Here is a 22,092-nt window from a genome sequence, read left to right as displayed (position 1 = left end):
CGGAAGCAATTGCTTCCTGGTAATATATTGCCTACTCGGCGGATGTCCAGTTCGGCGCTATAAACGGCCAGAATAGTGAATTTCCGTTGAGATCGGTGATGGCACCATTGTCGGAGCCCTGCATTCTAGTGATTTAAAATTCCACATAATTAATTAATTAGTTAGGTAATTGTTATGATAATGTAGATTGGAAATATCTTCTCTTGCGTCAAACCCGTCACGGTGCCCGCTAAGCGAATGCAAATATATTATAAAATTAACACTGTGACTTTGTGATTTGTAACGCGGACTTTGCAGATGTCGTGTTAAGGGGCAAAATGTTACACCAGACAAAGTTTCTGCTACATATGCGGATAATAATCCCTTCTCGGACGTAGTGCGCGACAAGGCATTTCTTATATTATATAATAAATAAGGTGTAAAATGGTCTTTTTGCTTGTTTCTTTTGATGGGATTTGTTACATGACATTTCATGGGTGAAATAGACTTTAATGTTAATTGGCTTGTTTTAGTATGTGATAGTCTGCCAAGAGTGTAAATAGGTTTAAATATTCTCTGTTTTCAAGACTTATCCCCAAAAAATGGGCCGTCGTCGTGAAAAAAAAGGGGAAAAAGTTCATGTTACCAGATGTAAAAAACATGCAACACTTTACAAATGAAAGTTAAATAAATAGGGTTACCTTTGCAAGCAACCTGAAACGAATAAAACGAGAGATAGTATTATCTTATTAACAACAATCAATTATCTAATTAACTATTATGTGGAAATTTAAATCACTACAAAAGCCGTTAGTGTTTCTGTTCCTGCTCTGTTTGTTCCCTCTGGGAGCTATGGCTCAGAGCGTCATTAAGGGAACGGTGAATGATGAAACAGGTGAGCCGATTATTGGTGCTAGTGTGAGAGTACAGGGAACCAAGGTTGGCGGTATCACAGACCTTGATGGTAAATTCAGCGTTCAGGCTGACAAGAACGCCACATTGGTCGTCTCTTACATCGGTTACACCACTGAGACTGTGAAGTTGGCAGGTCGTAACAACATTACAGTAACACTTAAAGTAGATGCTCAGACATTGAACGACATCGTGGTTATCGGTTACGGTGTTCAGAGAAAGAGCGACTTGACCGGTTCTGTAGGCTCTGTGAAGGGCGAAGATCTGAAGAACCTGTCGACCAACGATGCTGCCGCAGCCCTTCAGGGTAAGGTTGCTGGTGTGAACGTTATCACAAACGGTTCTCCTGGAAGTGGCGCCGATATCCGCATCCGTGGTATATCGTCTAATTCAGGAGACCTTAGCCCATTGTATATCGTTGACGGACTTAAGGTGACCAGCATCCAGTATCTGGATCCTCAGGTGATCGAGTCTATCGAAGTCCTGAAAGATGGTGCTTCTGCAGCTATCTATGGAGCCGAGGCAGGTAATGGTGTCGTTCTCGTTACCACCAAGAAGGGTGAAGAGGGCAAGGTGTCTGTCAACTACACAGCTCGTGCTACTTTGCAGAACTACACCAGACGTCCTTTGATGGGACGCGACGACTTCCTGAAGTACATGACCTATGAGTATGGTGCTGAAGATGTCAGTGCAAGACTTAAGGACAATGACTACAGTCATCCAGATTACGCTGGCGGTGTCATCGATCAGGACTGGATCGACGCTTATATCGAGCCCACATGGAGCACGCAACATACGGTGAGCGTCTCTGGTGGTAATACGAAAGGACATTTCTTTACTGCCCTTAATTTTGTACATCAGAATGGTGTTGTAAGGGGTGACAAAGACGTTTATAAGCGTGCTTCTGCCCAGATCAACGCCGATTACAATGTTTATAAGTGGTTGCAGGTAGGTACAAACACGAGCATCGAGAAGTGGGACACCAAGAGCGTGTCGCAGCGTTCGTATGGTTCTTCGTTCGAGCAGATGATCCAGATGGATCCTCTGACTCCTGTCTATTGGACAGAGATTTCTCAGATGCCTGATAAATTCAGGACACAGTTGGAGGCTTATGAGAATGGAACTTCTAATCAAAAGCTTTTCCGTGACAGTCATGGATGGTTCGCTAACACCATGTATTCCGATATGGAGGGTAGCCCCTTTGCTAAGCGTGACGCGACCGATGGTACCAATGGTGGTTTCAACGTCAATGGAAACTTCTTTGCAAACTTGACGCCTCTTAAGGGATTGACTATTACATCACGCTTCGGTTATCGCCTCAACTATAGCAACCAGCATACGTATAGCGCTCCTTTCTATGTGGGTGACCGTGGTAGTCAGGCAACCTATTCGATGGCTGCTAACACCAATACTGGTTGGTACTATCAGTGGGAGAACTTTGCCAACTATAATAAGACTATTGGCAAACATAACCTTACTCTGATGGCCGGTATGGCTTATTATGAGAGACACAAGGACGACTCGTCTATCAGTGTTTCAGGTTCAGACATTCTTCCGTCGTACGAGCCCAACTTCCGCTATATTGGATATGCGAAAGATGATGTTCCTCGGAAAACCGACAATAAGCCAAGCGTACACACCAATATGGCTTACTATGGTCGTCTGACTTATAACTACGACAACCGCTACCTCTTCCAGGCCAATTTCCGTGCCGATGCTTTTGATACGTCAAAGCTTCCGAAGGGCGATAACCGTTGGGGTTACTTCCCCTCATTCTCTGTAGGTTGGACCATCAGCAATGAGAAGTTCTTCAAGGATAATGTCTCGTCTGATGTCGTTTCTTTCTTGAAGCTCCGTGCTTCTTGGGGACGTAATGGTAATATCAACGTGTTGAATAATTACCCCTATACCGCAGGTATTTCGAAAGGTGGCAGCTGGTACCAGTATCATGTCGATCAGGTTGGTACCACGTACGGATCTAAGCCCGACAAACTGGCGAACCCCGACCTGAAATGGGAGGTGTCTGAGCAGACCGACCTGGGTGTCGATGCCCGTTTCCTGAGAAACAGACTGTCTCTTGCTGCTGTTTTCTATAACAAACGCACCAGGGATCAGCTTCATAGCGTGAATGTTCCTTCTGAGTTGGGCTTCACATCAGTGACAGCTAACCGCGGTGAGGTACTGAACAGAGGTCTCGAGCTTGAACTTGGTTGGAAGGACCGCATTGGTGATTTCAGTTACTCTATTAATGCTAACCTTACAACAGTTCACAACGATGTGCTCTCTATGGGAGGTGCAACCCCTGAATATAAATCAGATGCCAGCTCAACCAACTACCAGATTCAGACGGTCTTCGAGGAAGGACACACCGTTTGGCACTTCTATGGTTATATTTATGAGGGTGTTGACGCTGACGGAGCTCCTAAATTCAAGGATCTGAGTGGTGATGGTAATCTCGGAACCGATGATATGACTGATATCGGTCGGACATCGCCGTCATTCCTGTACGGCTTGAATATCAATCTGGCTTGGAAGGGCTTCGACTTTATGCTTAATGGTTATGGACAGGGTGGTAACAAGATTATTCCGGTACTCCACCGCACTGGTTACAAGAACGGCCTGAAGTACTATCTTGAGAATGCCAGGACACCGGAGAATCCGGGTGGTTCTCTTCCGCATCCTGAGAAGATCCTCAGTCCTGATAAGGAGTTCTGGTCTTCTACCGGTAATATGTTCAAGGGCGACTACTTCCGTATCAAGCAGTTGCAGTTAGGTTATACGATTCCTTCTAAGATTACGAAGAAAGCGTTGATCAATAACCTCCGTGTGTATGTATCACTCGACGACTTCTTCACCATCACCAGCTATCCTGGTCTGGATCCAGAGACGGCTACATCAGCTACGACAATAGCTCCTTCTGCTGTTGGTCTCGACTGGGGCTCATATCCAACCATGAAGAAGATGATTCTGGGTGTAAATGTGACATTCTAATTTAATGCAAAACAAAATGAAAAAGATAATAATCCCAACACTGTTCGTGTTCGCGCTGGGCTTGGTCTCCTGCGAAGACAAACTTGATATTGCTCAGAAGGGTACAGTCAGTACCCTGAACTACTATGCCTCCGATGCGGATGCAGAAGAGTGCCTTGCCAATATGTACGCCAGCTTCGTTCAGAACGTGGCAGGCTCTGAAGGTATTGATAACCCGGAGCAGGTCATCATCAACTATGCGGCCGACGATATCCTGTCTGCCGGTGGTAACAAGGCCGACCACATCGGATTCCGTGTATTCGATGAGTTCACATACAACGAGACCAACGGAACCCTGAAGGAGTGCTACAACCGTTATGTCACTGCTATTTACAGCGCTAACCTTGTGATCTCTAATTTCACCACAGAGAACCGTGATGGTGCAGAGCCTAAATATACCAGCAAAGTCACGGAAAGATGTGTGGCCGAGGCTCGTGTCATGCGTGCATACATCCACATGATGATGGCCATCCTGTGGAACCGTCCTGCAATTCTTGACCATCTGTTGCAGCCCGATGAACTGCCTCAGCAGGCTGAGAGTCAGGAGCAGGTGCTTAAGTGGGTTGTTGCTGAGTGTGAGAAAGCCATCAGTTCCGGTTCTCTGCCCAAGCGTAATGGTATTGAAGATAAGGACGCCACGGCTCGTATGTCCGTTGGTTTCGCACAGTTCGTAGCCGGTAAGGCTGCTATGTTCGCCAACGATCCGACCACGGCCCGCAAGTATCTGGGTGACCTCATCAAGTCTGGTGACTACAAACTCGTTCCTACCGATGAGTATTGGACCAACTTCCATGTAGCCGGTGATGGTAACAGTGAGAAGATCTTCGAGCCCAACTTCATCTATGACAATGCGGCTTCATTCTGGGATCAGGTATGGCGTAGCCGTTGGATGGTGGCCGACGTATTCTGCTGGCGTACCGATGCTCTGGCTTCTATGCCTGATGCTTGTTCGGCTGCAGGTTGGAATGGCGGTGCTGTTCAGGAGGACTTCGCCAAGAAGTTCGTCGAGCATGACGGTAACTCTCCCCGTCGTCGTGCCTGCTTCCTGACCGAGGATGAGTGGCTCTACGAGATGGAGTGGAGTGGTTCAGAGTTTAACGACGGTACAGCTGCCCAAAAGAAGGCTGATCCCAACCGTGGTATCAAGGCTTCTACAGGTCTTTTCAGCCATGGACCATATTTCGAGTGGAAGCATATGTCATACAAAGTTCCACCAAGAATCCTGACTGGTGGTAAGGAGTATCCGAAAGACAGCGAGCCAGAGATTATGAGCAGCGCTTCGAACACGAAGAACTTCAATGTCGCTCGTTATGCAGAGGCTCTTCTGCTCTATGCAGAGGCTTGCATCGGTGCCGACGAGGCCGAAGGTCTGAAGGCTCTCAACGAGGTACAGGCTCGTTCTGGTTCTGGTAAGATCAGTTCTTCGCTCACTTTCGAAAATGTCATGGAAGAGAAGCAGTATGAGATGTGGTTCGAGAACTGCCGTTTCCCCGACCTTATTCGTTGGGCTAAGCAGGGCAAGGTGAACCTCGATCAGATCTTCAATAAGAACTACGGCGGTATCCATAAGCGTATACCTACCGTTTTCGATGAGTTCTTTGTAAGTGGTAAGCCTGGATACGGAAAGGAGCACAAGTTGTTCACGACGTATTCTGAGGCCGACTATAATGACTTCTCAGATAAGTATATGTATCTGCCGCTCCCACGCGACTGCCGTCTGGCCAATGGCATGAAGAATGTTCTTGGTTGGGAAAGCCTAAACGGCGAAACCGAGGAGTCTGCAGAATAAAACATACTATTCAGAAATAGTATTCTGATTAGACACATTGTTTTGGTATTTTGGAGATGCCGCGTCGAGAGGACGCGGCATCTTTTTTCGTGTTCTTTTTTGCAAACAATTGCTAATTGTAACACGGTTTATTTTGAATGTAACAATTATTGACCCTTTCGTCGAAAGCTTTTGGACTATTTGGGAAAAATAAGTATTTTTGTGACTCAAAATTCTAACTTCTAACAAACAGATGAAGAAAAAACTTACTATTCTATTTCTGGGAGTGCCGCTATTGATGCAGGCACAGAATCCCGTCATCCGTGACCAATTTTCCGCAGACCCGACAGCGCGGGTGTTTAATAACAAGGTGTATCTTTACCCTTCGCACGACATCGTTCCTCCTGAAGGACAAAGGCAGGACTGGTTCTGTATGGCCGACTATCATGTGTTCTCTTCCGAGAACCTGACCGACTGGACAGACCATGGCGTTATTGTCACCCAGAACAAAGTTCCTTGGGTGAGACCTGACTCTTATTCGATGTGGGCGCCCGACTGCGTATACAGAAACGGCAAGTACTATTTCTATTTCCCATCTGCTCCTGCTGAAGGAAAGGGTTTTGGCTTTGGCATCGGTGTTGCGATAGCCGACAATCCGGAAGGCCCGTTCATTCCTGAACCAGAGCCCATTAAGGGCATCAACGGTATCGATCCGTGTGTTCTCCTGGCCTCTGACGGTAACGCTTATATATTCTGGGGTGCCGGCCGTTGTGCCAAGCTCAAGGATAACATGAAGGAACTGGCCGACGATACGCCTACAGAAAAGGTAAAGTGGGGCGACCGTGAGTTTGAGATGAAAGGCGTCAACTGTCTGAAAGGTCTGCCAAGTCGTCAGGCTGAAGGTCCGTTCGCATTCGAATACAACGGCAACTATTATCTGACCTATCCTTATGTAAGAGAGAATACCGAGGTTCTCGGATATGCCATGAGTAAGAATCCGATGGGACCGTACGAGTACAAAGGACTTATCATGGCTGAGCACGACAACGGCTGTTGGACCAACCATCATAGCATCATCAACTATAAAGGTCAGTGGTACCTGTTCTACCATCGCAACCACCTCTCTCCGAATGACGATAAGCGCCGTTCTGTATGTATTGAGAAACTGTCTTTCAACGCCGACGGAACCATTCAGGAGGTGAAGCCGACCTTGCGTGGCGTCGGTATCAATCAGGCTACGGAGAAAATCGATGTAGACCGCTATAGTGCTGCCAGCGCTGATGTGACCGCCCAGCTCATTGATACGGTTAACACCTTCCGTGGCTTTGAGGCTACGCTTCCGGTAAAGGGCAGTTGGATCAAGTATAATGATGTGAACTTCGACTGTATTGCCGACGGTTATGTGATTGTCAATGCCAAGGCAGCCGGGAATACCAAATTCTTTATCCGTGAGAAAACCGCCAACGGCAAGGTGATTGCTGAGGTGGACATGACTGTGAAGCCCGAGACACCTGCCGGAATGCCGGCCATGTTCCGTCGCGACTTCAGTAACCAGTGGCTTACGCTGACTGCTCCGCTGAACTACACACCGAAGGGCGTTACCGACCTGGTGATTACCTGTGAGGGTGAGGCTGGCGTCAGTGTCGACTGGGTTCTGTTCAAGAATCGTCCGAAGTATTTCTCGCCGGTGACGACTGCCGCTGCTCAGCCTGATGATGAGGGCTTCATCCGTCGTTGGATGCTCCTGGAGCCTATCGACAAGCCCAATAGTGGCAATACGGTCTTTACCGACAGCTATCTGCGTAAGCACTTCGGCATGGAGTACTTCAAGGGTCAGCAGACCATCGTACCGAAGAATGGTCAGAAGGTAAAGGTATCGTTTAAGCGCGAGGAGGTTCCCGCAGGCTTCGGTCGTGGCTTCGGTCAGCAGCAGGCTCCCGCTGAGCCAGTGATTAAGACCGTTAACCAGACGCTGACCTGGCACGCTCTCGACAGTGAGAACATGAACGTCAAGCTCTTCCGCTTTGCAGAGAAGTGGGGACAGCAGGTCTATGGTGTGCTCTTCTGGGCAGTCACCATCATCGACTGCGATGAGGACATCGAGAATGTCCGTCTGGCAGTAGGATCTAACTCTGCCTCTATGTGGTGGCTCAACGGTGAGGAGGCTCTCCTGCTCTCTGGCGACCGTCGTATGGTGAAAGACGATGCCATGTCACCACGTCTTACCCTTAAGAAGGGTCGTAACATCCTCCGTGGTGCCATCATCAATGGCCCTGGCATGAGCGACTTCTGTGTTCGCTTCCTCGACGAAAAAGGTAACCCAGTAAAGAACTATTCAATCAAAGCACAATAAAATGAAAAGACTACATACACTTCTGGCGGCACTTGCCGTGACTGCTGCCGCCAATGCGCAGATAGGCGCTCCCTATATCCATGACCCCTCGACCATCGCAGAGTGCGAAGGTAAATACTACACCTTCGGCACTGGTGGCGGCGGTCTGATCTCTGAAGACGGCTGGACTTGGAACAGCGGTGCAGAGCGCCCTGGTGGCGGAGCAGCCCCCGATATCATCAAGATCGGTGACCGTTACCTTTGTATCTATGGTGCCACTGGTGGTGGCCTCGGTGGTGGTCACGCCGGTCGCATCCTTACCATGTGGAACAAGACGCTTGATCCTAAGTCGCCCGACTTCAAATGGTCGGAGGCTGTCGAGGTCTGTGCTTCCGACGGTATGGAGGATCAGGACGCGATCGACCCGGGTATCTTACTCGATCCCACAACGGGTCGTCTATGGGTCAGCTATGGCACCTACTTCGGTACAATCCGTCTGATTGAGCTCGATCCGAAGACCGGTTTCCGTGTGAAGGGTAATAAGGAGAAGGATATCGCCATCGACTGTGAGGCTTCCGACCTGATCTACCGTGATGGTTGGTACTATCTGCTAGGTACCCACGGCACTTGCTGTGACGGCACGAATTCTACCTATAATATTGTGGTGGGTCGTTCACGCAGTGTGGAGGGACCGTATCTCGACAACGTAGGCCGTGACATGTATCATGGTGGTGGTAGAATGGTGATTGCCGCAGGCGACCGTAAGACTGGTGCCGGCCACTTTGGACGTACCATCATCGACGAGGGTGTCGAGGTGATGTCGTTCCACTGGGAGGCCGACTTCGACTTGAGCGGACGCTCTACACTGGCTATCCGTCCTCTGCTTTGGAAAAACGGTTGGCCCTATGGCGGCGATCAGTTCAAGGGCGGCACCTTCGAGATTGAGTCTGAGCGTCGTGGCTATGCACTGGAGCTTGCTGTCGATTTCGTCAGAATGCAGCAGGAGCGTCAGGGTTGGTTCAATCGCAACCAGATGGAGCAGCCCGTCAAGCCTGTTGCTAACCAGACCCTGGAAGATGTGATCGGCACCTGGCCGGAGGGTGACATCCCCGCACGCATCGGCGACTATATGTTCCGTCCCCACCAGCGTTGGACCATCTCGCCTGTCGAGGGTAAGGGCGCCTACCTTGGAAATACCTACTTCAAGATTGTCATCGAGGGCACCGACCGTGCGCTGACTGCCACCGCCGACAAGGAGGTGACCACTGTTCCCGCCTATACTGGTGCCGACGAGCAGCTCTGGCGCATCGAACAGCTCACCGATGGTACTTTCCGTATCATGCCGAAGGTGATACCTGGTCAGGAGGGCATCAACAAGCGCTACTGTCTCTACTCCGCAGGTGATTCCACACCGACGCTTGCCGAGTACGACTTCAATAGTGATAATTCAAAGTGGAACTTCCGTAACCACTAAATGCAGGAAAAACGAAAAACGAGAGAGGGTGTCCCGACTTTTGGGACACCTTTTTTTTATCTTTGCATCCGTATGCTGACAGAAAAGACGATGGAAAAGCTGCGGATTCTCGCAGAGTCGGCGAAGTACGACGTCTCGTGCTCGTCGAGCGGCACCGTGCGCAAGGGTAAGCAGGGCATGGTGGGATCGACCGTCGGGGGTATCGGTATCTGCCACTCGTTTGCAGACGACGGCCGTTGTATCTCTCTGTTGAAGGTGATGCTGACCAACTACTGCATGTACGACTGTGCCTACTGTATCAACCGTCGCTCGAACGATATCCGTCGGGCCACGCTCTCCGTCAGCGAACTGGAGGAGATCACGATGGAGTTCTATCGTCGTAACTACATCGAGGGCTTGTTTCTTAGCAGTGGGATTGTGCGTAATCCCGACTATACGATGGAGCGGTTGACGGCCATCGCACGAGATCTGCGTACGGTACATCGCTTCAATGGCTATATCCACCTGAAGGCCATCCCCGGTGCCAGTCACGATCTGCTTGCCGAGGCCGGGCGCTATGCCGACCGTATGAGTGTGAACATCGAGATTGCAGAGGAACGGTCGCTGAAGTTGCTCGCACCGGAGAAAGATCACCAGAGTGTGTTCCAGCCCATGCGCCTGATACAACAGGGGGTGCTGGAGAACAGGGAGGATCGTCGCCGTTTCCGTCATGTGCCCCGCTTCGTGCCAGCTGGACAATCGACACAGATGATCGTGGGAGCTACACAGGATACCGATCGTGACATCCTCACGATGTCGTCGGCACTCTACGGGCAACCGTCTATGCGACGTGTGTATTATTCGGGCTATGTCAGCGTGAACACCTATGACCCGCGACTGCCTAACCTCAAACAGCCACCGCTGGTACGAGAGAACCGTCTGTATCAGGCCGACTGGCTGTTACGCTTCTACCATTTCAAGGTCGAGGAGATTGTCGACGAGTGCCATGCGAACCTCGACTTGGAGGTTGACCCTAAGCTGGGCTGGGCATTGCGCCATCCTGAGGCGTTCCCCATCGACATCAACACGGCCGACTATGAGCAGTTGCTACGGGTGCCGGGACTGGGCACGAAATCCGCATGGCTCATCGTGAACTCCCGACGTTTCAACCGACTTACGTCGTACGACCTTAGGAAGATGGGAGTGGTGATGAAAAAGGCGAAGTATTTCATCACCTGTCATGAGCTGACCAGTGGCTATGCGATGCCTATCGTCGGTATTAACGAACTGCACCCGGAGCGGCTCCGTCCCTTGCTCATCTCCAAGACCCAACAGAAACGGGCGGCCGAGGAACGACAGTTGGAGCTGCCTTTTGAAGAAAACCCTCATTAAAAACCCATCTATGACTTGTTATGTGATTGACGGAACGATCGACGGACTTCTGACTGCGGTGTTCGATGCCTTTGCGTTGCATGACCAACCGGACCGGTTGCTGATGCAGGGGGAAACGGTGCCGCTGTTCTGCGATCATCTCTATCAGGTGACGACCGACGACGAGAAGGCACGCCGGGTGTGGGCCGGGTTGGAGAAACGACTGCCGCATGAGGTCATGAGAATGATTTCCGTCAGTTGGCTGTCAGAACTGCCAGAGCTGCCAACGCCCTTATTTCTCTATATCTGTAAGGTGTTCAGACAAGGGGATATCTCCAGATATTTTGCCGATCCCGATGTGCAAGCTGTGACGAACATCGCACGGAAGGTGGCCCATGAGGAGTTGCGTATGAAACAGTTTATTCGTTTCCAGAAAGCCAAAGACGGCACCTACCTCGCTGTGGTATCACCCGATCATGATGTGCTTCCGTTGATAATCACCCATTTCGCCGACCGTTTCAATGACCAGTCGTGGCTCATCTATGATGCCAAGCGGCACTATGGTTTCTATTATGACGGGCATCAGACCATCCGTATCACGTTTGAGGATGAAGTCGCTGTGCCCTTTAGTCTTTCCGATGGAAAACTGGATGGCAACTTGCTCAGCAGTGACGACCAACTGATGCAGGACCTGTGGCGTACGTATTTCAAGGCTATCTGTATCAAGGAGCGCATGAATCCCCGGAAGCAGTTGAAGGACATGCCCCGCCGTTACTGGAAATACATGACAGAAAAACAATAAAGCCTCCCTTGGGGAGGCTTTATTGTTATAAGGTGATGGTGAGCTTCTTCAGATCCTTGTCCTGCGAACTGTTGCCGTAGAGGATCTCGTAGGTGCCTGACTTGGTTCGCATGGTGTTTGTCTCGGCATCCCAGAACTCAAAACTCTTCTCGTTGAGCGTCAGCGTGACAGTCGCAGTCTTGCCGACCTTCACGTCGGCACGCTGGAAGGCCCGGAGCGACTTCGACGGTCCCTCGGTATCGGCGAGGTTGCGGATGTATAACTGTACAATCTCTGTGCCGTCGCGCTTGCCGGTGTTCGTGACAGGGATGCTGATGGTATAGTCGGGCTTTCCGGCTTCTCCGGAAATCTTAGCTTCACCAACCTCAAAGCTGGTATAGCTCTGCCCATAGCCGAAGGCGAACAGCGGATCGTCGAAGTAACGATAGGTGCGCCCCTTCATCGAGTAGTCCTCGTAATCGGGCAACTGCTGGGTATTCTTATAGAAGGTCACGGGCAACTTACCGCTGGGGTTATAGTCACCGAAGAGCACGTCGGCCACGGCAGTGCCTCCCTCCTGACCGGCATACCAGGCCTGGACGATCGCCTCACAGGTCTCGGTCTCAGGCAGCAGGGCGATGGCAGAACCGGAGCAGTTGACGAAGATGACCTGCTTACCGGCTTCCTTCAGGGCCTTCAGGAACTCGCGCTGTACCTTCGGCAGTTCGATATCCGTGCGGTCGCCGCCCTTGAAGCCCTCGATGTTCACGGGCATCTCCTCTCCCTCCAGACTCGGAGCGATACCACCAACGAAGATCACCTTGTCGATGCCCTTCAGTTGGGCGATGGTCTGCTGGTAGTCGATGGGCAGCTCACGGGCCACGTCGATCTTCATCGACGCCCCCCACGTCTTCACGGTCTGGAAGCGCACCTCAATCTGGAACGACTGTCCCTTCTCGGCCTTCAGTACGGTACGAGTCGGTGTGGCGCGCCAGATATGCTGCATGATTTTTCTTTCACCATTGACGAAGACCTCGAAGTGACCTGTTGCCTCCACATTCAGGACATACTCACCGGCCTCCTTCGGAGTAAAGGTGGTCTCGTATTTGGCAGAGAAATCCTCAATGGGCAGGTTGGCAGCGAAGACATGCATGCCGGCCGTGGTCACGTTGACGGGCTTTGTATAGTGTTCGGTGGTGAACGACTTACCTTCCATCTTCGTGTTGGTCCAGAAGGTGCCCTTCAGTCCTTTCTTGCCATCGGGAGTCGTGCACTCGGTTGCCAAACGACTCTCCATCACACGGTCGTCAGTCAGGTCGCAACCGGGTATATACACCAGCTTCTTCTGCTTGGCCTTGATGCCGTTGAGGATGGTGATGGTATGGTTGGGCGTACCGTTGTAGTTACCCCACATCATCGGCTCATTATCGGCATTGGGACCGATGACCGCAATTTTCTCGGCATTCTTCTTCAAAGGTAGAATGTCGTGGTTGTTCTGCAACAGCACGATCGACTGGCGCGCCATGTCAAGGGCAATCTTGGCGGAAGCCTTGGTCGACATGGCCGAATAGGGGATCTTCGACCACTCCACAAGCGACGGGTCGTCCATCTCACCGAGATCGAAGCGACCTTCGAGCAGACGGATGACGTGCTTGTCGACCTCTGCCTCACTGATCAGACCGCGTCGCACAGCCTCGGGGATGCTCCTGTAGGCGTAGCCATAGCCGCACTCCACATCTGTTCCGGCCAGTGTGGCCTTGGCAGAGGCTGTAATAGGAGAGGATGAACTCTTATGTGAGGTATAGAAATCGCTGATGGCACCGCAGTCGCTGACGACGAGGTACTGGAAGCCCCACTCATCACGGAGAATCTGCTGGAGCAGTCGGTTACTGCCGCAGCAGGGGTCGTCGTCGAGCCGCTGGTAGGCGCACATGACCTCACGTACCTTACTATCTTGAACGAGGGTTTTAAAGGCCGGCATATAAGTCTCCCAGAAGTCACGTACCGGCACATTGGTGAGGTTGGCGGAGTGACGGGTGTATTCCGGACCGCTGTGTACGGCATAGTGCTTGGCACAGGCCCACAACTTACGGTATTTCGATGACTCCGGTCCCTGCAGACCACGAACGACGGCATCGCCCATCACGGAGGTCAGATAGGGATCCTCACCGTAGGTCTCCTGACCGCGGCCCCAGCGTGGGTCACGGAAGATGTTCACGTTCGGTGTCCATACCGACAGACTGCGCATCTTCATGTCCTCGCCGCCCAGGTCGTACATTCGGTGGTTGTACTGGGCACGGAACTCGGTGCTGGCCACATCGAACACCTTATAAAGTAAGTCGGGGTTGAACGATGCAGCCATGGCTACGGGCTCGGGGAAGTTCGTCACGTTACCCATGTTGGCGGCACCGTGCAGGGCTTCGCTCCACCAGAAGAACTTCTTGATGCCGAGGCGTGGGATGGCCGGACTCTCGTCGAGCATGAGCATGGCCTTCTCCTCCAGCGTCAGTCTGCTGCAGAGATCAACGGCACGCTCCCTGGCACTCAGGTTAGGGTTCTGATAAGGCAAGGTCTGTGCCGATGCAGACGATACGGCACAGACCATGAGCATAAATAATGTTGATAATAAGAGGTTATTTCTTTTGGATAATTGTAGTAGCATATCTCGTTATGTTTTCGTTGCAAAGATAAATAAAAAGTGTGATATGTACAATACTTCATGTCACATAAACTTTCTGTCAAGTAACATCAAGTGGGCCGAACGTCTATATCTTCAGCCGGTATGTCTGACCGGGCTTGGTGTCCAAATCGTATTCGTAGACATTTTTCACCTGAAGCAAGGGAAAATCTGACAGTTCAGCCGATTGTAGCGGCTGTTGGATTACGGCCGGTGCGAACAGCGGGTTGGGGCACTCGCCGGTGGCCGGTCTCAGATGCGCTCCATGAAGGGGCACGTAGGAGCGTACGCGGAGCGTGCCGCCGATGGTCGACTTGATGACGGTCTCCTGTATGGCACCGTCCTTCCAACGCATGTCAACGATGAAGCCACCTCGTGCACGAAGACCAGTGACCTGTCCCTCCGACCATGCGTCGGGCAGGGCGGGCAGCAGGTGTACGGCGCCGTCATGACTCTGCAGCAGCATCTCACAGATGCCAGCGGCACAACCGAAGTTTCCGTCGATCTGGAAGGGTGGATGGGCATCGAAGAGGTTCGGGTAGGTACCGCCTCGGGGCCCCCATTCTGTCGTGGCAGGTATCACCGTCAGCAGGTTCTTGAAGATCTGGTAGGCATGGTTGCCGTCGAGCATCCGCGCCCAGAAGTTGATCTTCCACCCCAGACTCCAGCCCGTCGCCATGTCACCACGTTGGTTCAGTGTGTTGGCGGCGGCGGTGAAGAGCTCCGGATGGGAGTAAGGCGATATCTGGTTGGAGGGATAGAGTCCGTAGAGGTGAGAGATATGACGGTGCTCATCCTTCGGGTCGTCGCCGTCGATGAGCCACTCCTGCAGCTGACCGTAGCGCCCGATCTGCATGGGCGCCAGCTTCGACAGAGCCTTCTGATAGACGCGGAGGGAGCCCTCGTCTTTGCCAAGAACCTTGGCTGCCTGAATCAGTTGTGAGAGCACATCGAAGACAATCTGGTTGTCCATCGTCGAACCGGCGGTGACGGTGGTGCTCTTACCCTTCGGACCATGCTCCGGTGAGACGGTGGGCACGGTGACGAGCCATCCTGCGGCTCCTTTCACCTCGCCCGACTCAGGGTACGGCTGCATATAACTGAGCAGGAAGTCGGCGGCTCCTTTCATGATGGGATAGTAGTCCGTCAGGAACTGCTTGTCGCCAGTGAAGAGATAGTGCTGCCAGAGGTGTGTCGTCAGCCATGCACCACCTGTGGGGAACATACCCCAGGTCGTGCCGTCTACCGGACCGGCGATGCGCCAGAGGTCGGTATTGTGATGGGCCACCCAACCGTCACATCCGTACATCGTCTGGGCGGTCTTGGTACCTGTCTTGCTCAGGTCGCGGATCATCGAGAACAACGGCTGCTGGGTCTCGGCGAGGTTGCCCACGAGGGCAGGCCAGTAGTTCATCTCCGCGTTGATGTTAATGGTGTACTTCGAATCCCACGGGGCATCCATCTTACCATTCCACACACCTTGTAGGTTGGCTGGCTGTCCGCCCGGTTGCGAGGAGGATATCAGCAGGTAACGACCGTATTGCATCATCAGCGACACCATGTCGAGGTCGGTGCCGCCGTTCTTGGCGAAGGCAGCGAGGCGCTGGTCGGTGGGGAGGCGTGATGTGCCGTCTGCCGAAGCTGCCGACTGTCCCAGTGTCAGTGATACACGGTCGTATTGCGCTTGATAGGCCTTGATATGGCGGTCGCGCAACTGCTCATAGCTCTTCCCCTTCAGTGAGGTCATCGTCTGGAGGTTCTTGACTGTCGGGTCACCACTGATGTTCTGGTAGTCGATGAAGTTGGTGGCGGCCACGATATAGATGGTTGCTGTCGTCGCGTTGCATACGGTGATGGACTTGCTGCCGTCCACCGTCTCGCCTTCGGTGCTCACGGTGATGCGCGCCTCGGCCGTCAGTTGTCCGGGTATGCCTTCCTGCTCGACGTTCTTGACGACGGCCGTCAGCTGATGGTTGCTGACCTGCTGCTCTGCTTGCAGTTGACTGTCAAAGCCGAGGTTAAAGGCCAGCGTACCTTCCTTGTCCACTTTCAGATGCACGACGATGGCGTTGTCGGCCTGTGAGGCAAAGACCGTGCGCTCGTACTTGATTCCGTTCGCCTCGTAGGTGGTGGTGCAGAGTGCGTCGGCGAGACTCAGCTCACGACGGTAGTCCACCGGCACGGTCTGCCCTTGGTAGTCGAAGGATAGCTTCACACTGCCCAACGGTAGGAAGCGCATGCCATGAGGTCCCTTGAAGAAATGCTGGTCGATAATCTCGTGCGCCTCCATCTCCTTGCCTGCGAAGATCAGGTCTCTGACCTCCTGCAGATGAGTCTTGGCTTCTTCACTGTTGTTATGATGGGGCGACCCGCTCCAGAAGGTCTCCTCGTTGAGTTGGATCTCCTCGCTGTCGGTACCGCCATAGACCATCGCCCCGAGATGGGAGTTGCCGATGGGCAGAGCCTCCAGCCAGTGGGTGGCGGGCTTGTCGTACCATAGCTTGTGCTGTTGTGCTGTGGCCGAGAGTGCTGTCAGGCAGACGGCCAGCATCATGAGTGCTTTCTTCATCTTATTGGTTGATATTGATTTCCTGTCCTTGATAGTCGACGGTCTTAGTGGTGCCGTCGGGCCACACCACCGTGAAGGTCCTGACAGAGAGCATGCCCGGGAAGGAGCCTTGCCGCTGACCGATGGTCAACACCCCCTTGGCATCGTCCCAACGGAACGGGATGGTGCTGTAGATACCCTTCTCGTAGTTGTAGTTGTCGCCCTCATCCTCATAGAGCGTGAAGGTACCGTCGGCACCCGGGTAGACACGGAGCTCGAGGTGGTCCCATGCCTTCTCACCAACATACTGCATCTCCGGACCGAGTGGGAGGATGCTACCGGCACGGACGAACATCGGCACACGGTCGAAGCTGGTGGCGAGGACGACCGTCTGTCCGCCCTTATACGACTTATTCGTCCAGAAGTCGTACCATGTGGTTCCCTTCGGCAGATATTTCGTGGCTGTCTTGCTCACACTCCAATCCACTCCCGTCTCCTGACTCCTGTCGCCCGACTGCTCCTTCTTCTCCCATCCGGTCATGGCGTCCTCGTGGATGATCTTCTCCTCTGTGTACTGGGCCTCCACGATGGGGGCGGCGAGGATGCTGCGACCGAACATGAACTCATCGGTCATGTCCCACACCTTCTTGTCCTGGGCGAAGTCGCTGAACAACGGGCGCAGATAACTGTCGTTGTTGCTGGTGACCTGCCAGGCCGTACTATATATATAAGGTATAAGACGGTAGCGCAGACGGATGGACTTCTCGATGGCGTCGTACACGGGCTCTCCTTTCCGACCGAACTGCCAGATCTCACGGGGCGCGTCGGCACCATGGCTGCGGAAGACAGGGCAGAACAGACCGTACTGCATCCATCGCACATAGAGCTCCTGGAACTGTGGGTTCCGTGGTGCGGAACCGCTACCCTTGGTATTGTAGGAACCGCAGAAGAAACCGCCGATGTCGGTATTGAAGTTAGGGTTACCCGTCAGCGAGAAGCTCAGTCCGGCGGGCAACTGCTTCCTGAGCATATCCCATGACGAGGCCACATCACCGCTCCACATGTTTGAGCCGTAGTGCTGCTGTCCGGCGAAGGCCGAGCGTGTCATGATGAACACACGCTTTTCCTGATCCGAAGAAGGGGCGCAGCTGCGCTGTGCCTCATAGACACCACGCACGGTGGCCAGGGGGAAGGCGTTGCGCATGGCCCGCCATGTTGTCGGCGCTCCCTCTGTTGTCGGGGATTTGCGATCCCCGACGATATAGGCATAGTCGCTTTCCCTCGGATTGAAGAAGTCGGGATCCGTCGAGTCCATCCACCAGGCATCGGTGCCATAGTCGTAGAGCCTCTTCAGGTATTTCCAGTAGATTGCACGTGCCTCGGCATTGAAGGCATCATACACCTTCACCCCCGAGGGATAGTCCATGCGTGGTGGCCAGATATGAGAGAGTCCGCTCTGTGGCCATGTCTCGATGGGCAACAGGAGTCCTTTCTCATTGAGCTCGCGGAACTGCTGGGTCTGTGGACCGAAGCTGGCCCAGATGCTGATCATGAAGTGAGCGTGCTTCTGATGCACGTTCTTGATGAGCTGAGGCCCGTTGCTGAACTCCTCCGAGAGGAAGTCCATCGCGTTCCACAGGTAGTTCGAGCCCCAGTACTGCCAGTCTTGTATGATACCGTCGAGCGGCACCTGCAGCTCACGGTACTTATCGACGGTGCTCTCTGTCTCGGCGGCACTCTTGTAGCGCTCCTTCGACTGCCAGAAGCCGTAGGTCCACAAGGGGAACATCGGCACCTGTCCCGACAGGTGTCGCATCTGTGCGATGACCCCGTCGGCAGAGCCGCCGTACATGAAGTAGTAGTCGGCACAGTCGCCCACCTCCGAGGAGAAGCGCATGCCCTGCTGGTCGTCATCAAACTGTGTCGGAGCGTAGTTGTCCCAGTACAGGCCCCAGCCCTTGACCGACTGCAGCACGTTCTGGTAGTCCTCGAGGTTCGACTGCTCCATCCGCTGGTGGGTGCCACGACGGTTCATGCGCCCGTTCTGTATGGTACCCAGTCCGTAGACGGCCTCATCCTTGTCGAGGGCGAAGCACTGTGTCACACGGAAGGTGCCGGCATCGGGCCCTTCTGTCCATGGGTCAAAGACACAGCTTGTCTCTCTGAGTAGTGTGCGTTTTTTGTTGTCCTGAAAAGTGATGGCACCGGAACGCGGGTCCACCTTGACGGTCAACTGTCCGCTGGCGACGGTGTTCCCGTTCCTGACCACCTCGACCTCCTCGGGCTGTGCGGTGACCACCATGCTCTTCTTCATGTAGCTGTGGCTGAGGGGTGTTTTCACCACATGGACGATCGATGGGGTGAAGAACTCGACCCGGATATCGGTCTTGTCTGTCTGCCATTGTAGTTGGGTTTGTGCCATGGCTGTGCCGAACACAGTCAGTAGTGCGCACAAGATAGTTTTTCTCATTGTTTCATTATTAGTTGAAGTATGAATAATTAAAAACCTCGGGGCAAGAAACGCTTTTCTTGGGCCCCGAGGAAGGAAAAACTACTAACTACTAATATAACTAAAACAATTTTAACCATGTTTGTGATTCTGTGTGCAAAGTTAAGGGAAAAAACAATATCCCTGTTTCTTTCATGTTACAGATAGTTTTCTTTTTGTTTCATATATCAGAAAATAGTAGCTTTTCCTTCCCTTTTCGTGAATATTTATAAGTTATTACTGATAAATGCTATACAAATAGCCAAGCAGGGCCATTTTGCCGCGCATGGTCTCTCGGGGCGTAAACTCACCGTTCACCCAGAGGTAACGCTGGTTGAAGTACGACTCCTGACGGGGCCAGCCGCCTTCGTTCCACGACGGGTAGCAGCGATTCAGGAGGATACGTGCGTCGCCGCCGTTGTTGGGCGACCAGGTCTCCGTACCGTTGAACGGGGTCTGTCCGGGATGTGTGCCGGCCTCACCGTCGTTTCGTCCTGTGGAGTACACATCGGTGATATGGCGCTCTCCCAGACCGGTCATCTCCACGATATTACCCGGATTACGACCCATGGCCCAGCCGGCTTCGGTGTACATGACGTGCTCCAGCTCCTGGCGACGTGCCTTCTGGGGCTCGATATAATGAGCGAGCATCACCAACTGCAGGTTCTGCGACACCTGCCAGCGACTGTCGTTGGCACTGCGGCGCGAGGGGCGCTGGGCCATATGACTGATGTTATAGGCCTCGGCATGACTCTTCACGCTCGCCTTCAGGTTCTGATAGAGAGCCTCGAAATGGCGCGGCTGTGGGGTGGTCAGGTAAGCTGCGGCCGCCCAGAGTTGACAGAAGGGGATATCCTTCTCCTCGTACTGGTTGGTCACGCCGATGCCGAAGAATCCCTGCTTGCCCTTGTTGAAGAGCAGAGAGTTGCCGTCCTTGATCATGCTCTCCTCGGCGAAGATCTTCTCCCAGGCCTCGTCGCCGGTGAGATTGTAGAGGAAGGCGGCGGCCAACTGACGGAAGTCACGGCCACGCATGCTCATGCTACCGATGTCCTGCAGATCGTCGAGCTGCAGGTCGTCCTGACGACTGGCAAAGCGGAAGGCCTTGATGGCCTCGTCGGTATAGTACTGGCGCAGGGAGTCGTTCTGCTGGATGCGGAAGGCCTCGGCGAGGACGGCACAGTTGGCGGCGTTCGCCCAGGCGGCCATCGTCGTGCAACCGGCCTGGAACATCACGCTCCAGTCGGCACAGGGGTTCGTGACTCCCTGCGAGTAGGCCTCACCGTCGCGGATAGAGAGGAAGAAGTCCACCTCGTTGCGGGCCTCGTCGATGATGTCGGGGATGCCGTTGCCACTCTCGCGGATGCCGAGGTTATCATCGGTCAGTCGTCCGCCGGAGAGGAGATAGGGCAGCAGCATGTCGTAGATATTACTGACGTGAGCGAGATGACGGTCCCAGTCGAAGGCATCGGAGTGACCGCCCCTGACCTCTGTGTTCACGGGGTTGCCCGGCAGACGGTGCTGCCAGAAGATCGACTCGAAGAGCTTCTTGAAGTGGGGCTCGTCCCATACGTCCATCCGTAGCTTCCGCCACTCGGGATGCCAGGGCTGCAGATCGGTCTTGTAGACGGTGAAGCCCTTGGGGTCGGTCTCGGGGATGAACTGCGGCTGTCGTGGCACGGGGAACACATGCGCGGGGTCCTTCGGCTCGCCGAGACGCATGTAGTAGTAGCCGCGCACAGAGTAGCGGTAGGGCTGGAAATAGACGTTGGCAGCGATGTCGAAGTCCATGCTGCAGCCCACATCCTCGACCACCAGACGGTAACGGCCCGGAGTCGCGCCCTTGAAGTCGATGTTCCACACGTCGGTGCCGATGAGGCTCTTCTGACCGGCCTCCTCCTTTGCGTCGGCCATCGTCTTCCAGAAGGCCACCGTACCGGCAGCCGTCTTCTTCTTGGTGTTCACGTTATAGAGATAGACCTTCCGTCCCTCCCATGCCTTGTAGTCGCGCTGACCGCCGTCACCCAACCACTGGTAGAGGTCGGCGGCATGCCGTGTCTCGTTCGGTGCATAACCGATGATGTTCACATGCACGGCTTCCGACGGGGTGTTCCACACGTCGAAGCGGATGGTGGCTGTCGTCTGGTCGGCGCCGATACCGTCGGGGATGCTGACCGTATAGCTGCATCCCTGTCTCATCGACTGCGGCAGTTGGATGAACAGCCAGTGGTCGAGCTCGCTCGACAGCGTGTTATCGGTGTTCATCGGCTTCGACTTCCGCCAGATGTTCACGGGCTGTGCCGCGGCGAAGGCCTTGTCGTCGGCCGAGCTGACGCGCCAGAGTGCGGCCTGCTGCGCCTCGCCCACCTTCAGTCGCTCGCCGAACACGAGCAGGGTGTCGTCGCCTGCAGCGAACGAATGTCCCAGATAGGCACTCGGCCCGGTGCCGTTGTCACGGTAGTGCACCTCACCGTCGCGGAAATGCACCATCAGATAGTCTTTGTCGATGATATGGATGCCAAGGAACTTGGTGGCCATCGCCGACGGTGCTGTCAGGAGCAGCATGCCCGTCAGCATCATCAAGAACGTTGCTTTCTTCTTAAAGGTTTTCATTTATTGGTGGTTTTTATGTTTGGGTGCAAAGATACGAATAAATCGAGAGTAGAACAAAAAGAGCGCATTCTTTTTTCTGCCGAGATGGCGTATCTTCGCAACTTTGTCGCAAAGGTACGAATAAGTGAGCGAAATACAAA

General features: G+C 53.4%; 10 protein-coding genes and 1 pseudogene. 7 read left to right on the top strand and 4 right to left on the bottom strand.

What is annotated here, in order from left to right:
* Positions 1–759: 759 nt before the first annotated feature.
* The 7 genes and pseudogenes from BLU99_RS04905 to BLU99_RS04875 all read left to right on the top strand — a co-directional run bounded on the left by BLU99_RS04905 (position 760) and on the right by BLU99_RS04875 (position 11,647).
* Positions 760–3,882 carry a SusC/RagA family TonB-linked outer membrane protein gene (locus BLU99_RS04905; protein ID WP_091900076.1) on the top strand — a complete coding sequence of 1,041 codons (3,123 nt, stop codon included), beginning with the start codon at positions 760–762 and terminating at the stop codon, positions 3,880–3,882.
* Positions 3,883–3,898: 16 nt separating this feature from the next.
* Positions 3,899–5,710: a RagB/SusD family nutrient uptake outer membrane protein gene (locus BLU99_RS04900; RefSeq protein WP_176771046.1), complete on the top strand. Its 1,812-nt coding sequence runs from the start codon at positions 3,899–3,901 to the stop codon at positions 5,708–5,710.
* Positions 5,711–5,942: 232 nt separating this feature from the next.
* Positions 5,943–6,869: pseudogene (locus tag BLU99_RS12430) on the top strand (family 43 glycosylhydrolase); the annotation flags it as partial.
* Positions 6,870–7,343: 474 nt separating this feature from the next.
* Positions 7,344–8,042: an acetylxylan esterase gene (locus tag BLU99_RS12425; RefSeq protein WP_369807709.1), complete on the top strand. Its 699-nt coding sequence runs from the start codon at positions 7,344–7,346 to the stop codon at positions 8,040–8,042.
* A gap of 1 nt (position 8,043) precedes the next feature.
* Positions 8,044–9,495, top strand: coding sequence for a family 43 glycosylhydrolase (locus BLU99_RS04885; protein ID WP_091900074.1), 1,452 nt, complete (start codon positions 8,044–8,046; stop codon positions 9,493–9,495).
* 72 nt (positions 9,496–9,567) lie between these two features.
* A complete protein-coding gene (locus tag BLU99_RS04880; RefSeq protein WP_091900073.1) occupies positions 9,568–10,866 on the top strand; it encodes a putative DNA modification/repair radical SAM protein in 1,299 nt (432 codons plus the stop codon).
* Between the two features lie 10 nt (positions 10,867–10,876).
* On the top strand, positions 10,877–11,647 hold the full coding sequence (locus BLU99_RS04875; protein WP_091900072.1) for a TIGR03915 family putative DNA repair protein: 771 nt from the start codon (positions 10,877–10,879) through the stop codon (positions 11,645–11,647).
* 25 nt (positions 11,648–11,672) lie between these two features.
* Here BLU99_RS04875 and xyl3A read toward each other — a convergent pair whose 3' ends face one another.
* The 4 genes from xyl3A to BLU99_RS04855 form a co-directional block, all read right to left on the bottom strand.
* Complete coding sequence (gene xyl3A, locus BLU99_RS04870; RefSeq protein WP_369807704.1) at positions 11,673–14,288, bottom strand: xylan 1,4-beta-xylosidase; 2,616 nt, start codon at positions 14,286–14,288, stop codon at positions 11,673–11,675.
* 103 nt (positions 14,289–14,391) lie between these two features.
* Positions 14,392–16,872, bottom strand: a complete 2,481-nt coding sequence (locus BLU99_RS04865) for a glycosyl hydrolase family 95 catalytic domain-containing protein (protein ID WP_091900070.1) — start codon at positions 16,870–16,872, stop codon at positions 14,392–14,394.
* A 1-nt stretch (position 16,873) separates the two neighbouring features.
* Positions 16,874–19,321 (bottom strand): glycoside hydrolase family 31 protein, encoded by a 2,448-nt coding sequence (locus BLU99_RS04860; protein WP_091900069.1) that lies wholly within the window; start codon positions 19,319–19,321, stop codon positions 16,874–16,876.
* 255 nt (positions 19,322–19,576) lie between these two features.
* Entirely contained in the window at positions 19,577–21,952 is a 2,376-nt protein-coding gene (locus tag BLU99_RS04855; RefSeq protein WP_255397450.1) for a glycoside hydrolase family 9 protein, read from the bottom strand.
* Between the last annotated feature and the right edge of the window lie 140 nt (positions 21,953–22,092).

Origin of the sequence: Prevotella sp. lc2012 (assembly GCF_900107065.1) — a bacterium.
In the GTDB taxonomy this organism is placed as follows: Bacteria; Bacteroidota; Bacteroidia; order Bacteroidales; family Bacteroidaceae; genus Prevotella.
This window is presented reverse-complemented; position numbering and strand designations above follow the sequence as displayed.

Coding starts and splice junctions, on each gene's coding strand:
- BLU99_RS04885 (WP_091900074.1), top strand. CDS start 8,044: ATGAAAAGACTACATACACTTCTGGCGGCACTTGCCGTGACTGCTGCC.
- BLU99_RS04875 (WP_091900072.1), top strand. CDS start 10,877: ATGACTTGTTATGTGATTGACGGAACGATCGACGGACTTCTGACTGCG.
- BLU99_RS04905 (WP_091900076.1), top strand. CDS start 760: ATGTGGAAATTTAAATCACTACAAAAGCCGTTAGTGTTTCTGTTCCTG.
- BLU99_RS04880 (WP_091900073.1), top strand. CDS start 9,568: ATGCTGACAGAAAAGACGATGGAAAAGCTGCGGATTCTCGCAGAGTCG.
- BLU99_RS04855 (WP_255397450.1), bottom strand. CDS start 21,952: ATGAAAACCTTTAAGAAGAAAGCAACGTTCTTGATGATGCTGACGGGC.
- BLU99_RS04860 (WP_091900069.1), bottom strand. CDS start 19,321: ATGAGAAAAACTATCTTGTGCGCACTACTGACTGTGTTCGGCACAGCC.
- BLU99_RS04900 (WP_176771046.1), top strand. CDS start 3,899: ATGAAAAAGATAATAATCCCAACACTGTTCGTGTTCGCGCTGGGCTTG.
- BLU99_RS04865 (WP_091900070.1), bottom strand. CDS start 16,872: ATGAAGAAAGCACTCATGATGCTGGCCGTCTGCCTGACAGCACTCTCG.
- xyl3A (WP_369807704.1), bottom strand. CDS start 14,288: ATGCTACTACAATTATCCAAAAGAAATAACCTCTTATTATCAACATTA.